This window comes from Euzebyella marina, from assembly GCF_003687485.1.
Classification (GTDB): Bacteria; Bacteroidota; Bacteroidia; order Flavobacteriales; family Flavobacteriaceae; genus Euzebyella; species Euzebyella marina.
On sequence record NZ_CP032050.1, the window covers coordinates 1549771 to 1563884 of the forward strand.

The window sequence follows — 14114 nt, forward strand, 5'->3', positions numbered from 1 at the left end:
ACAAATGTATGTTGTTTTGAATATAACTTTGAAGTTTGGCTTCACAATTTTTTGTTAAATGAATTGCTGTTTGCTCTTGGTAAAAAAATGTAATTTTGAAAACTGTATACTTTTAGAATAATTCAATGCCATGTAATATAAATGCTACTTGGCTTTAACACATACATTATGGATTTATCACAAGAAGAGTGGGAAGAACAATTAGAGCAAGATTCGAATGCTTTTATTCTCGACGTTAGAACACCTGAAGAGGTCGAAGACGGCTATATTCCCGGGGCTCAAAATATCGATATTCATTTAGGTCAAGGTTTTTTAGATGAATTGGAAAAACTGGACAAGTCTAAATCTTACTATGTTTATTGTAGGTCTGGGGCAAGAAGTGCTCAAGCATGTTCTATTATGAACGAAGTAGGTTTTGATAAAACGTACAATTTAGAAGGTGGCTTTATGAACTGGCAGGGTGAAGTGGCCGAATAGGCTTATAAAATATTATTCCAGTATATTTAAGTTCAGGTACTCTTAATTAATTGTGGTACCTGAACTTTTTTATAACCGATAACCCTATGCGAGAAGATTTGCTTCATTTTATTTGGAAGTATAAGAAACTGGCATTGCACGATTTGAAATCTACCGACGGTGAAGCCCTTGAGATAATTGATTTCGGGCAACATAATCAATTAGCGGGCCCCGACTTTTTTAATGCCCAAATAAAGATAGATGGTCAACTGTGGGCCGGAAATCTAGAAATACATCTAAAATCTTCAGATTGGTACGCTCATAAGCATGAAGAAGACCCCAATTATAAGAATGTTATTCTGCACGTCGTTTGGCAACATGATTGTCATGTTCTCACGGAGGGAGGTACTCATCTCGTTACCCTAGAGCTAAAAAACTATATTTCTAACACCCTCCTTACAGCCTATCAAAAATTGATGGATTCAAGAAACACTTCCTTCATCAATTGTGAAAACAATATAGGCTCGGTCAGTGAATTTCACATGAATAATTGGCTTGAAAGGCTATATTTTGAACGACTGGAACAAAAATCAGTTGAAGTGGCCGAACTTTTAAAACGAACCAATAATGATTGGGAAGGTGTTCTTTTTGCTCTATTATTAAAGGGATTTGGATCCAAAGTCAATGGACCTGTTTTTATGCAACTAGCCAAGGTTATCGATTTCAAGATAATTAGAAAAGTTCAATCGAACGTACAGTCGTTAGAGGGCCTTTTTTACGGTATGTTACAATTGCTTGAAGCTGAAGATATTTTAGATGATTATTATTTGGGTTTAAAAAAGGAATATGAGTTCTTAAAGGTTAAGTTTGAGATGGGTCATAAATTTGTGGGTAGGCCTGAATTTTATGGTCTGCGCCCTTCAAACTTTCCGACTATCAGATTATCTCAATTAGCTAATTTATATAATTCTAACAATGGTCTGTTCGCAAAACTGATGGAGGCAGAAACATCCGAACAAATGCATGGCATACTAAAGGTGGTAGCAAGCGATTATTGGAGCAACCATTATACCTTCGGTAAAGAATCTAAGGGTAGGGCCAAGGTGTTAAGTAAAACTTTCATTGATCTTTTGATCATCAATTCAATTTTGCCGGTTAAATATCTTTATTCGAAAAGTATTGGCAAGAATAGCGATGAACAAATTATAGATATTATGTCCGCTATTCCCAGTGAAAAAAATGTAATTACTAGAAATTTTCAGGGTTTGAATGTGCCACTCAACAATGCACTTTACGGGCAAGGAGCTATACAATTGTATAATAATTACTGTAAACTTAACAAATGTCTGCAATGTCAGATTGGGGCGAGCTTATTAAGTGGAAATGTTTAAATTTGGCCGTGTACAGGGCATGATGTTGTGCTTTGCTAAGATTCGATTCTCTTTTTATAGTTATTACCGACCCAAATGAACCTGTTCTACCAACTTCTCTATTACTTGCAAAAACGCGGATTCGAAGTTTGCGGTCGGATCGCCGATCGTTTGGGTATAAGGGCTAGGGTAGTGCGAACCTCATTTATTTATCTGACGTTCGTAACGCTAGGTTTTGGTTTCGCCCTCTATCTCTTTTTGGCATTTTGGCTTAAAATAAAAGACCTTTTATATACTAAGAGAACCTCGGTATTTGACCTTTAATATGTTGAATCTCTTCCGTTCAAGAATCTATCTGGCCGTTACTCTAATGGTGGCGGTTTTGGCTTTTGGGGTATTGGGGTACTGGCTTATAGCCGATTATTCGTGGGTCGAAGCATTTTATATGACCATTATTACCGTTACTACGGTAGGCTTCGGTGAGATTAGGCCCTTAGGTACAGAGGGCAAAGTCTTCACGGTCATACTTATAATTCTGAGTGTTTTTATTTTCGCGTTTGCACTCTCAGTAATTACCGAATATATTTTGAGCAGAAACTCGCTTCAACTTCTAAAAAAGAAAAAAGTGAAAAATCAAATCGATAAGTTGCAGAACCACGTGGTAGTTTGTGGTTTTGGTAGAAACGGCATGCAGGCGGCCGAACGTTTAACGGCTTACAAAAAGCCCTTCGTGATTATCGAACGAGACCGAGAGATTATCGAGAAATTTGAAGATGAAGTCTTGTTCGTTGAAGGTGATGCCAATGAAGATGAAGTTCTTATAAGTGCGGGGGTAGATAGGGCACAATACTTGATTGCGGCTTTGCCCGATGATGCTGCCAATCTCTTTGTTGTACTTTCGGCAAGGCAATTAAATGCTCAACTCTTTATTATTAGCAGGGCTTCATTGATTACTTCCCAAAAGAAATTGCAACTGGCCGGTGCCAATAAGGTGATAATGCCAGATAAAATAGGAGGAGACCATATGGCCTCTCTCGTCGTAATGCCCGACCTGATTACTTTTATGGATAAATTAGGAACCGAAGGAAAAAATACCACCAACCTCGAGGAAGTGGCCATTGAAGATTTTGGCGACCATTCAGACGGCAGCTCGTTGAGAGACCTCGATTTACGAAGAAAGACCGGCTGTACGATTATCGGCTACATTGAGCCGAACGGAAACTATATTATAAATCCTGAAGCCGATTTAAAACTTCAGCCAAAGAGCAAAGTTATTGTTTTGGGTAGGCCTGAACAGATAAGAAAGTTGAATGAAATGTTCCATATCGGATAGTTCACTCTTACGTTAATTCAAGGTTATTATTTGATTGTGTTGCTAATTTTTAGGATATTGGCACCCATCGAAAACTAAGATTAGATAAGTACCAAACACCATAAATTAAATTATGAAGAAATTTTCCCTGTTACTTTTTATGCTACTTGGTTTAGTGGCAAACTCACAAGATCTCACCGTAAAGGCTGCGGTCATGAACCCATCGAAAAATATAAACGATGGTGTCGTTGACCTTCAAGTGCTCGGTGGTACCCCTCCCTATAGTTATAAATGGAGCAATCAAAGTACGCCTTTGTCTTCAAAAAAGGCAACGGGCTTGGTCGAGGGTGTACCTTATACGGTGGTAGTATCTGACTCGAAGGGAAATACGGTTACTAAAGTATATAAGGTAGAAACAAATGCCATAGCAGAAATTTTCAACGGAACGATGACCCCAGCAGTAAATGCCTTGGGGTCTGTTTTGTTTTGGGACCCTTTTGCCGCTATCGGTATATATGATCCCGTAGCCTATGCAGATAAAAAATTGGTAGGTACGCCTGGTTGGTCCGCAGAGATTCAAGACAGGTTTGTACTCAAGCAATGGTTGAAGCCTGAAGGGTCTAAGGTGGTAAAAGGCGATCAAATTGCTATTATCTCTAGTGATAAAAATGGCGAAAGAAATGTTATCGCTTCTGCCACTGGATCATTAAAATATTTGGTTCAAGAAGGTAAAGTAATTTATAATTCAGATAACGCAGAGCATGTTATTGAACAAGGAGCTCACTATTTGGCCGAAATAGTATATGACGATCCGATAGTTATGACCCACCCCAATGGGGACCCTCTTACGAAAGACATTCCATTTATTGTTATTTGGTTGGTATTAGGAGCTCTCTTTTTTACCATTAGAATGGGCTTTATCAATATTCGGGGCTTTGGGCACTCTATCGATTTGGCCAAAGGAAAGTATGACGACCCGAATGCACCCGGTCAGGTAACCCACTTCCAAGCACTGGCTACTGCAGTATCCGGTACGGTTGGTTTAGGTAATATTGCCGGTGTGGCCGTTGCTGTTTCCTTAGGTGGGGCAGGAGCCACTTTCTGGATGATTGTCTGTGGTCTTCTTGGTATGTCCTCAAAATTTGTTGAGTGTACCCTTGGTGTAAAATATAGGGATATACTGCCTGACGGTAGGGTATTTGGTGGGCCGATGAACTATCTGCGTTATGGTCTGGAAAAAAGAAATTTAAAAGGAGTAGGTAAGGCATTGGCCGGTTTATTTGCCGTTCTTGCCATTGGTGCTTCTTTTGGTGGTGGTAATATGTTTCAGGCCAACCAATCTTTTGAGCAATTGGCAGGTCAGTTTCCTGCGTTGGCCGGTAACGGTTTTTGGTTCGGGGTGGTAACGGCAATTTTAGTAGGTGTAGTTATTATCGGAGGTATCAACAGTATTGCCAAGGTAACGGGTAGGGTAGTGCCAATTATGGCCTCTGTATATATTTTGGCCGCGTTGGCAGTTATCATTATGAATATTCAGAATATTGGTCCTGCTTTTTCTGCAATTGTAGACGGTGCTTTTAGTCCATCGGCATTAAAAGGAGGTATTGTAGGTGTACTTGTTGTTGGCTTTCAAAGGGCAGCTTTTTCCAATGAAGCAGGTGTAGGTTCTGCCGCTATTGCACATAGTACGGCCAAAACGAACCATCCGCCTTCTGAAGGTTTTGTAGCTTTGTTGGAGCCATTTATCGATACGGTGGTAGTTTGTACATTGACCGCTTTGGTATTGATTTTCACAGGTATGCACGAAGTAGAAGGTATGGCTGGCGCCCAATTGACCTCTGACGCCTTCGGAAGCCAGATATCTTGGTTCCCCTATGTATTGGCATTGGCAGTTTTCTTGTTCGCATTTTCTACAATGATTTCTTGGTCGTATTACGGTATGAGAGCTTGGACATATTTATTTGGAAAGAGCAAAAAGTCTGAAATGATCTATAAAATAATGTTCTTGATTTTCGTTGTAATCGGAGCCTCTGTAAGTTTGGGTGCGGTGCTTGATTTTTCAGATATGATGATTTTGGCCATGTCTTTCCCTAATATTATCGGTCTTTATATCATGTCCGGTGAAGTGAAAACCGATTTGGGAGAATACTGGAGAAAATTAAAAGCCAACCAATTGTTCAAGAAACAACGCGTGGCCAAATAGATTTACTTGAGAAATGGAAAATTTTAAATCCCACTTTAAGTTCAATAAACAAGAACGAAGTGGGATTTTCTTTTTGCTTCTAATTATAGTACTTCTTCAAATTGCCTATTGGGCCGTTAGTTACCTTCCTGATAATAAGGCAAGCGAAAGTCTTATGCTGAATAGTAAAGAGCAGTATTTGATCGACAGTCTAAAGGTGCAGGGGAGCAATAAATCTGAACCCAAGATTTTTCCTTTTAACCCAAACTATATTACCGATTACAAAGGTTATACGCTTGGGATGAGTACTGAGGAAATAGATGCTTTACATTCCTTTAGAAAGCAAGGAAAGTTTGTAAACTCTGCCGAAGAATTTCAGGAAGTAACCCATGTTTCTGATTCATTACTTGAAAAAATATCTCCTCATTTCAAGTTTCCCGATTGGGTCGTTAAGAAAGCCCCGGCCAAAGAAACAAAAGCTGAGGCATATAATGATAAGACAGAAGTTTCCATTCAAATTATCGACATCAATTCTGCCACGACCGACCAGTTAAAGGAAATTAGTGGTATTGGAGATAAGCTTTCAGCAAGAATTGTAAAGTTCAGAGATCGATTAGGCGGATTTTTGGTGAACGAGCAGTTATATGATGTATATGGCCTGGAGCCAAATGTTGTTCAAAGAGCATTAAAAAGATTTCAAGTTCTTAATCCTCCAGCGGTGATGAAAATTAATGTAAATCAAGCCACAGCTACAGAACTATCCCAATTGGTGTACATCAATTATCAATTGGCCCGTAAAATTATTTTGTACCGCGAAGCTCAAGATGGTATTGATTCAATCGATGAATTGAAGAACATAGAAGATTTTCCATCCGACAAGATAGATAGAATAGCCCTATATTTGTCGTTATAAAAAAAATGAGCTATGCATGGTATGTGCTTCACTGAAGAACACCAATTATTTAGAGAAAGCCTAAAAGATTTTTTACAAAAAGAAGTAGTGCCCCATATAGAAAAATGGGAAGAAACAGGAACCATTGAGCCTTTTATCTGGGAGAAATTTGGAGAAATGGGCTACTTCGGTCTCGCCACTCCTGAAGAGTATGGTGGTCTTGGTCTAGATCTTTTTTACACGGTTATATTTGTTGAAGAGTTACAGAAAATTAATTCTGGCGGTTTTGCTGCGGCTATGTGGGCCCACGCCTATCTGGCAATGACCCATTTAAATAAAAATGCCAATCATGACCAAAAGAATAGATATTTAGAGCCAAGTGTATCGGGAAAGAAGATAGGTTGTCTTGGTATAACCGAACCATTTGGTGGTAGTGATGTTGCGGGTATGCGCACAACCGCCATTAAAGATGGTGACGCTTACATAATTAATGGTTCAAAGACTTTTATCACCAATGGTGTTTATGGTGATTATGTTGTGTTAGCGGCAAAGACAGACCCTAAAGCGGGCAACAAGGGTATAAGTATGTTTATTGTAGACCTTGATGCCGAGGGCGTATCTGCTAGTAAATTGAATAAATTGGGTTGGCGAGCGTCAGATACGGCCGAGTTGGCCTTCGATAATGTAAAGGTGTCTTCCAGTAATATAATTGGGGAAGAAGGTAAAGGTTTCGGTTTCATTATGGAGGCGTTTGCTTTGGAAAGGTTGGTAATGGGGGTCAATGCGCATGCCCGTGCTGAATATGCTTTGGATTATACTTTGCAGTACATGTCAGAGCGCGAAGCCTTTGGCAAATCAATCAATCAGTACCAGGCACTGCGCCATCGATTTGTTGATCTATATGCCGATATGGAGCTTTGTAAGCATTACAATTATGGTGTTGCCCATCAAATGAACGAGGGGCATTATGTAGTTCAAGAAGCTACAATTTCAAAACTAAAGTCTACTAAAATGGCCGATGAGGTAATCTATAACTGTTTACAGTTCTTAGGTGGCTATGGCTATATTGAAGATTACCCGATGGCTAGATTGCTTCGAGATAGTCGATTGGGGCCAATTGGTGGTGGTACTTCTGAAATTTTGAAAGAAATACTTTCAAAGATTATTATTGATAAAAAAGAATATCGGGCTCCCAATAAATAGACTAAGCTGTTTTTAGTGTAATTGCTATTTTAATCCGTTCTTGAAATTTAATTTTCATATTGGGGTTCATTTTTAAAATTAGTTTATATATTTGCACCCTTAATTTTAAAGAAAGGAGGTTGTAGCCAATGTTAATTATACCAGTAAAAGAAGGAGAAAACATCGATAGGGCTTTAAAGCGTTTTAAGCGTAAATTCGATAAAACGGGTACGATGAGAAGATTGCGTAAGCGTCAACAATTCACAAAACCCTCCGTTGAGCGTAGAGCTCAGATTCAAAAAGCACAATACATTCAGGGCTTAAGGGATAAGGAAGAAATCTAAGTCCTGTAAATTCGGTGTACAAATATATTGTGAAATCCCATCAGCTATGATGGGATTTTTTTATTTTCAATAACTTCCTTTTTTAAATATTCTACTTCACAGGCCTCGGTTAGATATTCTTTCTAATTTAGTGATATGCACTTAGAGTCATTTTTATCTTACCTGTCGCTAGAGAAGAATTATTCTACTCATACTGTAAATGCGTATGCCAAAGATTTGGAAAGCTTTATCCATTTTTGTGTTGACCAACATGAAATTAACGATATAGATTCGGTTTCTTATTCTATAATAAGAAGTTGGGTGGTTCATTTGGTGGATTGCGATATTGCAAATAAGTCGGTCAATAGAAAAGTAGCTTCCTTAAAAGCATATTATAAATTTTTGCAAAGTATAGGTCGGTTAGAGGTTAATCCCCTGGCAAAGCACAGAGCTTTAAAAACTGCAAAAAAGGTTCAGGTACCTTTTTCCGAGGTTGAAATGGATTCTGTGTTGGTTCAGATAGAATACCCTGATACATTCGAAGGGGTTCGGGATCAATTAATAATCGATTTGTTGTATACCACAGGTATTCGAAGGGCCGAATTGATAGGTTTAAAGCTTACCGATATCGATTTGACTGGTTCTACCATGAAAGTATTGGGCAAACGTAATAAAGAGCGCATTGCGCCCCTTTTGAATGGCACTTGTCGGCTGGTTTCAAGTTATTTAGGCTATAGAAATGGTCTAGATGAAATTAAAGATAGCGAGTATTTATTCCTGTTAAAATCAGGTTATAAATTATATGAAACCCTTGTCTATCGTTTAATTAATAATTACCTTAGTAAGGTGTCGCTTAAAGTAAAGAAGAGCCCCCATATCTTAAGGCACACCTTCGCTACCCATTTGCTTAATAAAGGGGCAGATTTAAATTCAGTGAAGGAATTACTTGGGCACTCAAGCTTGGCATCTACCCAGGTGTATACACACAACAGTATCACCGAGTTAAAGAAAGTGCATGCCAACGCCCATCCGAGAGGTAAAAAATGAGGGCTTAGTTTACATTGTTTAACCTAAAAATTACGACCTATGAACGTAAATGTGCAATCAGTAAATTTCAATGCCGACAGAAAGCTTATTAATTTTCTTCAATCTAGAATGGATAAGCTTGAGACCTTTTATGATAAGGTAATCAGTTCAGATGTTTATTTAAAGGTACAGAATACAAGTGCCAAAGAGAATAAAATAGTTGAAATAAAGCTCAATGTGCCAGGGGATAAGTTTATGGTGAAAAAGCAATGCAAGTCTTTTGAAGAGGCTATAGATTCGTCTTGTGGTTCTTTGGAAAGAAAGCTGATCAAGCGAAAAGAAAAACTTCGAGTGCATGCATGATGAAAATTTTTTCGATTTTGTTTTGAATAAATAAAAATATCTATACATTTGCAGTCCGTTAGAAATAGCGGACTTTTTTATGCATAAAAAAGGCTGTAAAGGCCGATATAGCTCAGCTGGCTAGAGCAGCTGATTTGTAATCAGCAGGTCGTGGGTTCGAGTCCCTCTATCGGCTCTGAAATACTGGAAAAATAAGGCGGGGAGATACTCAAGCGGCCAACGAGGACAGACTGTAAATCTGTTGGTTTTCACCTTCGCAGGTTCGAATCCTGCTCTCCCCACACTGCCTGAGCGAAAATTCGGGCATTTGTTCTTTTTTTAAGAACGTTTTTGATATATTGTAATTAAGTATTGCGGGAGTAGCTCAGTTGGTAGAGCGTCAGCCTTCCAAGCTGAATGTCGCCGGTTCGAACCCGGTCTCCCGCTCTAAATTGGCAGTCGTGCCAATCCTGCGAAGGCAGGCATCTCTTCCTCTTGTTTTAGGGATGAAGATATTAAACACTTTACGCCGACGTAGCTCAGGGGTAGAGCGTTTCCTTGGTAAGGAAGAGGTCACGGGTTCAATTCCCGTCGTTGGCTCAATTAAGGCATTATTTGTACACTAATATATAAACTAAGATTAAAATTCATTAAAAATGGCAAAGGAAACTTTTGATCGTTCCAAACCGCACTTGAATATAGGTACTATTGGACACGTTGATCACGGTAAAACAACTTTGACTGCTGCTATTACTACTGTATTAGCGAATGCTGGTCTTTCTGAGCTTAGAAGCTTTGATTCAATTGACAACGCTCCTGAAGAAAAAGAAAGAGGTATTACTATCAACACTTCTCACGTTGAATACCAAACTGCTAATCGTCACTATGCACACGTTGACTGTCCTGGTCACGCGGATTATGTGAAGAACATGGTTACTGGTGCCGCTCAGATGGACGGTGCCATCTTGGTTGTTGCCGCTACAGACGGTCCTATGCCTCAAACTCGCGAGCACATCCTTTTAGGCCGTCAGGTAGGTATTCCAAGAATCGTTGTTTTCTTGAACAAAGTTGACATGGTTGACGATGAGGAGCTTTTAGAGTTGGTTGAAATGGAAGTAAGAGAATTGCTTTCTTTCTACGAGTATGATGGTGATAATGGTCCTGTGATTTCTGGTTCTGCCCTAGGTGCACTTAACGGTGAGCAAAAATGGGTTGATACCGTTATGGAGTTGATGGATGCTGTTGATAGCTGGATCGAATTGCCACAGAGAGATGTTGATAAAGATTTCTTGATGCCTGTAGAAGATGTGTTCACTATTACTGGTCGTGGTACTGTTGCTACCGGTCGTATTGAAACAGGTGTTGCCAATACTGGTGATGCTGTAGATATCATTGGTATGGGAGCTGAGAAATTGACTTCTACTATTACTGGTGTTGAGATGTTCCGTAAGATTTTGGATAGAGGTGAAGCTGGTGATAACGTTGGTATTCTTTTGAGAGGTATTGAAAAATCTGACATCAAAAGAGGTATGGTTATCTGTAAGCCAGGTTCTGTTAAGCCGCACGCTAAATTCGAAGCTGAGGTTTATATCTTGAAAAAAGAAGAAGGTGGTCGTCACACTCCATTCCACAATAACTACCGTCCTCAGTTCTACGTAAGAACTACTGATGTTACTGGTAACATTAGTCTTCCTGATGGTGTTGAGATGGTAATGCCAGGTGATAACTTGACTATTACTGTTGATTTGATCCAACCAATCGCATTGAGTGTTGGTCTACGTTTCGCTATCCGTGAAGGTGGTAGAACTGTAGGTGCTGGTCAGGTTACCAAGATTCTAGATTAATTAAGTATTAGATATCAATTGTTCTTAAGGGTGTCCTTCTCTGGTTGGGCACCTTTAAGTGCAATTATAAACGGGTGTAGCTCAGTTGGTAGAGCACTGGTCTCCAAAACCAGGTGTCGGGAGTTCGAGCCTCTCCTCCCGTGCCAAATTTAACGGTATGTTGACATATATAAAGGAATCAATAGAAGAGTTGCGTAACAACGTTACGTGGCCGTCAAGAGCAGAAGCTTCCAACCTAATGGTCGTGGTAGCTGTATTTTCTATTTTGTTCGCATTGGCGACCTGGGGTGTCGACACCGTATTTAGTAAATTGGTACAATTGTATTTCAACAACGTCTTAAACTAGAAGATAGCTATGTCGGAAGTGTTAGAAAAGAAATGGTATGTCGTACGTGCTGTCAGTGGTCAAGAGAATAAAATCAAAGGCTACATTGAGAGTGAAGTTGAGCGTCATGGCTTTTCTGATTATTTAGAAGACGTGTTGGTGCCTACCGAAAAGGTAGTGCAAATCAGAAACGGGAAAAAAATCAATAAAGAAAGGGTTTATTTTCCTGGTTATATAATGATTAAGGCCAACTTGGGCGGAGAAATGATTCACATCATTCGTTCTATAACCAATGTTATTGGCTTTTTAGGGGAAACCAAGGGTGGTGATCCCGTTCCTCTTCGAAAATCAGAGGTCAACCGCATGCTTGGTAAGGCCGATGAGTTGGCGGTTACTACCGATAGTGTAGCCATACCGTTCGTTCATGGTGAGACTGTTAAGGTAATTGATGGGCCTTTCAACGGTTTCAACGGTACGGTGGAGAAAATCAACGAAGAGAAGCGTAAGCTAGAGGTGATGGTTAAGATTTTCGGAAGAAAAACTCCATTGGAACTTAGCTATATGCAAGTAGAGAAAATATAATTTTTTAAGTGTTACATATTTAAGTTGTGTTGCTTCCAAACAAATACAGCTTCAATTTAATTTAATACAATGGCAAAAGAAATAGGTAAAGTAGTTAAACTACAAGTTAGGGGAGGTGCAGCGAATCCATCGCCACCGGTTGGACCCGCCTTAGGTGCTGCCGGCGTTAACATCATGGAGTTCTGTAAGCAGTTCAATGCTAGAACGCAGGACAAACAAGGTAAGGTTTTACCAGTTGTTATCACCGTCTATAAAGACAAGTCTTTCGACTTTGTCGTTAAAACACCACCGGCGGCCGTTCAATTGATGGAAGCAGCTAAGATTAAAAAAGGATCTGGCGAACCTAACAGAGTAAAATCAGGTAACGTTACTTGGGATCAAGTCAAAACTATCGCGGAAGATAAAATGGCTGATCTTAATGCCTTTACCATAGAATCGGCTATGAGCATGGTTGCTGGTACCGCAAGGTCTATGGGTTTGAAGGTTGCAGGTAAAAGACCTTTTTAAAATCTTATAAAGCAATTTAAATGGCAAAATTAACGAAAAAACAAAAAGAGGCACGTTCCAAAATTGATGGGGGCAAACTTTACTCTTTAAATGAAGGTGCCGCTTTAGTAAAGGAAATTACCAGCGTTAAATTTGACGCATCAGTTGATTTGGCAGTTCGTTTGGGTGTAGATCCAAGAAAAGCAAATCAGATGGTTCGTGGGGTTGTGACATTGCCTCATGGTACTGGTAAAGATGTGAAGGTTTTGGCCTTGGTTACTCCTGATAAAGAAGCTGAAGCGAAAGAAGCTGGCGCTGACTTTGTAGGTTTAGACGAGTATCTTGATAAAATCAAGGGTGGATGGACCGATGTTGATGTAATCATCACCATGCCTAGTGTAATGGGCAAACTTGGTCCGTTAGGTAGAATTCTAGGTCCTAGAGGTTTAATGCCTAACCCAAAGACAGGTACGGTTACTATGGATGTCGCTAAAGCAGTGTCAGATGTAAAAGCCGGTAAAATCGATTTCAAGGTAGATAAAACGGGTATCGTTCACGCAGCAATCGGAAAAGTATCTTTTTCCGCTGATAAGATTGCTGATAACGCGAAAGAGCTTATCGAAACCTTGGTAAAGATGAAGCCTGCCGCGGCAAAAGGTGTTTACATGAAATCTGTTTTCATGTCAAGTACTATGAGCCCAAGTGTTCAATTAGATCCTAAATCAGTTTAATCGAACTGGGTAGTTCAAAATTTACAGTATGACAAGAGAAGAAAAAGCAAACGTAATACAGGATTTGACTTCGCAGTTGGCCGATAGTCCAAGTATCTATTTGGCAGATATATCGGGATTGAACGCAGCGCAGACCTCAGATTTGAGAAGAGCGGCATTTAAGGCTAACATTAAATTAGCGGTAGTCAAAAATACCTTGCTTGCAAAAGCAATGGAAGCTTCCGACAAGGAATTTGGAAATCTTCCTGAAGTGTTGAAAGGAAGCACTTCTTTGATGTTTTCCGAAGTAGGAAATGCTCCTGCCAAGCTTATCAAGAATTTCAGAAAAAAATCTGATAAGCCATTATTGAAAGGAGCTTTCGTTGAGGAAGCAATTTATGTAGGTGATGAGAATTTGGATGCATTGGTGAGCATCAAGTCTAAAGAAGAAATGATCGGAGAGGTCATCGGACTGTTGCAATCACCTGCCAAGAACGTTATTTCCGGACTTAAGTCTGGTGGTGGCAAATTGGCCGGCATCCTTAAAACATTATCTGAAAGATAAGTACGCACTAAACTAAGTATATTTTAAAAATTTTATTAAACGATAGAAAAATGGCAGATTTAAAAGAATTCGCAGAACAGTTGGTAAACTTGACCGTTAAAGAGGTTAACGAATTGGCTGATATATTAAAAGAAGAGTATGGCATTGAGCCTGCTGCTGCTGCAGTAGCCGTTGCTGCTGGTGGTGGAGCCGCTGAAGGTGGTGAAGCTGCTGAAGAAAAATCAGAGTTTGACGTAATCTTGAAAGCACCAGGAGGTTCTAAACTTGCTGTTGTTAAATTGGTTAAAGAATTGACCGGTCTTGGTTTGAAAGACGCTAAGGATATTGTTGATAGCGCACCTAAAGCTGTTAAAGAAGGTGTATCTAAAGACGAAGCCGAAGGTATCAAAAAATCATTGGAAGAAGCAGGAGCAGAAGTTGAGCTTAAATAATAGCAGCGACCATAGCATTTTGTTTAGGTCTTTTTTCGTCCTCGGACGGGATTGGACCTAAACTTGTTTTTATATTCAGTACGTAT

General features: G+C 39.5%; 17 protein-coding genes and 5 tRNA genes. All 22 read left to right on the plus strand.

Features of this window, described 5'->3' with window-relative positions; translation table 11 throughout:
• Positions 1-165: 165 nt before the first annotated feature.
• The 22 genes from D1013_RS06380 (at position 166) to rplL (ending at position 14028) form a co-directional block, all read left to right on the plus strand.
• Positions 166-477: a rhodanese-like domain-containing protein gene (locus tag D1013_RS06380; RefSeq protein WP_121850633.1), complete on the plus strand. Its 312-nt coding sequence runs from the start codon at positions 166-168 to the stop codon at positions 475-477.
• Positions 478-563: 86 nt separating this feature from the next.
• Positions 564-1847 (plus strand): DUF2851 family protein, encoded by a 1284-nt coding sequence (locus D1013_RS06385; protein WP_121850634.1) that lies wholly within the window; start codon positions 564-566, stop codon positions 1845-1847.
• Between the two features lie 75 nt (positions 1848-1922).
• On the plus strand, positions 1923-2150 hold the full coding sequence (locus tag D1013_RS20490; RefSeq protein ID WP_121848075.1) for a PspC domain-containing protein: 228 nt from the start codon (positions 1923-1925) through the stop codon (positions 2148-2150).
• A 1-nt stretch (position 2151) separates the two neighbouring features.
• On the plus strand, positions 2152-3159 hold the full coding sequence (locus D1013_RS06395; protein WP_121848076.1) for a potassium channel family protein: 1008 nt from the start codon (positions 2152-2154) through the stop codon (positions 3157-3159).
• Positions 3160-3271: 112 nt separating this feature from the next.
• Positions 3272-5341, plus strand: coding sequence for an amino acid carrier protein (locus D1013_RS06400; RefSeq protein ID WP_121848077.1), 2070 nt, complete (start codon positions 3272-3274; stop codon positions 5339-5341).
• Positions 5342-5354: 13 nt separating this feature from the next.
• A complete protein-coding gene (locus D1013_RS06405) occupies positions 5355-6233 on the plus strand; it encodes a ComEA family DNA-binding protein (RefSeq protein ID WP_121848078.1) in 879 nt (292 codons plus the stop codon).
• A 12-nt stretch (positions 6234-6245) separates the two neighbouring features.
• Positions 6246-7415, plus strand: a complete 1170-nt coding sequence (locus D1013_RS06410) for an acyl-CoA dehydrogenase family protein (RefSeq protein WP_121848079.1) — start codon at positions 6246-6248, stop codon at positions 7413-7415.
• 128 nt (positions 7416-7543) lie between these two features.
• A complete protein-coding gene (rpsU, locus tag D1013_RS06415) occupies positions 7544-7738 on the plus strand; it encodes a 30S ribosomal protein S21 (protein ID WP_121848080.1) in 195 nt (64 codons plus the stop codon).
• 135 nt (positions 7739-7873) lie between these two features.
• Positions 7874-8764, plus strand: coding sequence for a tyrosine-type recombinase/integrase (locus D1013_RS06420; protein WP_121848081.1), 891 nt, complete (start codon positions 7874-7876; stop codon positions 8762-8764).
• A gap of 39 nt (positions 8765-8803) precedes the next feature.
• Positions 8804-9106, plus strand: a complete 303-nt coding sequence (gene hpf / locus D1013_RS06425) for a ribosome hibernation-promoting factor, HPF/YfiA family (RefSeq protein WP_121848082.1) — start codon at positions 8804-8806, stop codon at positions 9104-9106.
• Positions 9107-9207: 101 nt separating this feature from the next.
• Positions 9208-9281, plus strand: a tRNA-Thr gene (locus D1013_RS06430).
• Positions 9282-9304: 23 nt separating this feature from the next.
• Positions 9305-9387: transfer RNA gene (locus D1013_RS06435), tRNA-Tyr, on the plus strand.
• Positions 9388-9459: 72 nt separating this feature from the next.
• Positions 9460-9532 (plus strand) — tRNA-Gly (locus D1013_RS06440).
• Between the two features lie 81 nt (positions 9533-9613).
• A tRNA-Thr gene (locus tag D1013_RS06445) sits at positions 9614-9685 on the plus strand.
• Between the two features lie 56 nt (positions 9686-9741).
• Positions 9742-10929, plus strand: coding sequence for an elongation factor Tu (tuf, locus tag D1013_RS06450; protein WP_121848083.1), 1188 nt, complete (start codon positions 9742-9744; stop codon positions 10927-10929).
• Positions 10930-10999: 70 nt separating this feature from the next.
• Positions 11000-11075, plus strand: a tRNA-Trp gene (locus D1013_RS06455).
• Positions 11076-11086: 11 nt separating this feature from the next.
• Positions 11087-11275 (plus strand): preprotein translocase subunit SecE, encoded by a 189-nt coding sequence (gene secE, locus D1013_RS06460; protein WP_121848084.1) that lies wholly within the window; start codon positions 11087-11089, stop codon positions 11273-11275.
• A 9-nt stretch (positions 11276-11284) separates the two neighbouring features.
• Positions 11285-11836 carry a transcription termination/antitermination protein NusG gene (nusG, locus tag D1013_RS06465; protein ID WP_121848085.1) on the plus strand — a complete coding sequence of 184 codons (552 nt, stop codon included), beginning with the start codon at positions 11285-11287 and terminating at the stop codon, positions 11834-11836.
• A 69-nt stretch (positions 11837-11905) separates the two neighbouring features.
• Positions 11906-12343 (plus strand): 50S ribosomal protein L11, encoded by a 438-nt coding sequence (gene rplK / locus D1013_RS06470; protein WP_121848086.1) that lies wholly within the window; start codon positions 11906-11908, stop codon positions 12341-12343.
• Positions 12344-12363: 20 nt separating this feature from the next.
• Positions 12364-13053, plus strand: coding sequence for a 50S ribosomal protein L1 (rplA, locus tag D1013_RS06475; protein ID WP_121848087.1), 690 nt, complete (start codon positions 12364-12366; stop codon positions 13051-13053).
• A 28-nt stretch (positions 13054-13081) separates the two neighbouring features.
• Positions 13082-13597 carry a 50S ribosomal protein L10 gene (gene rplJ, locus D1013_RS06480; protein WP_121848088.1) on the plus strand — a complete coding sequence of 172 codons (516 nt, stop codon included), beginning with the start codon at positions 13082-13084 and terminating at the stop codon, positions 13595-13597.
• Positions 13598-13647: 50 nt separating this feature from the next.
• Entirely contained in the window at positions 13648-14028 is a 381-nt protein-coding gene (gene rplL, locus D1013_RS06485) for a 50S ribosomal protein L7/L12 (RefSeq protein ID WP_121848089.1), read from the plus strand.
• Positions 14029-14114 lie beyond the last annotated feature (86 nt).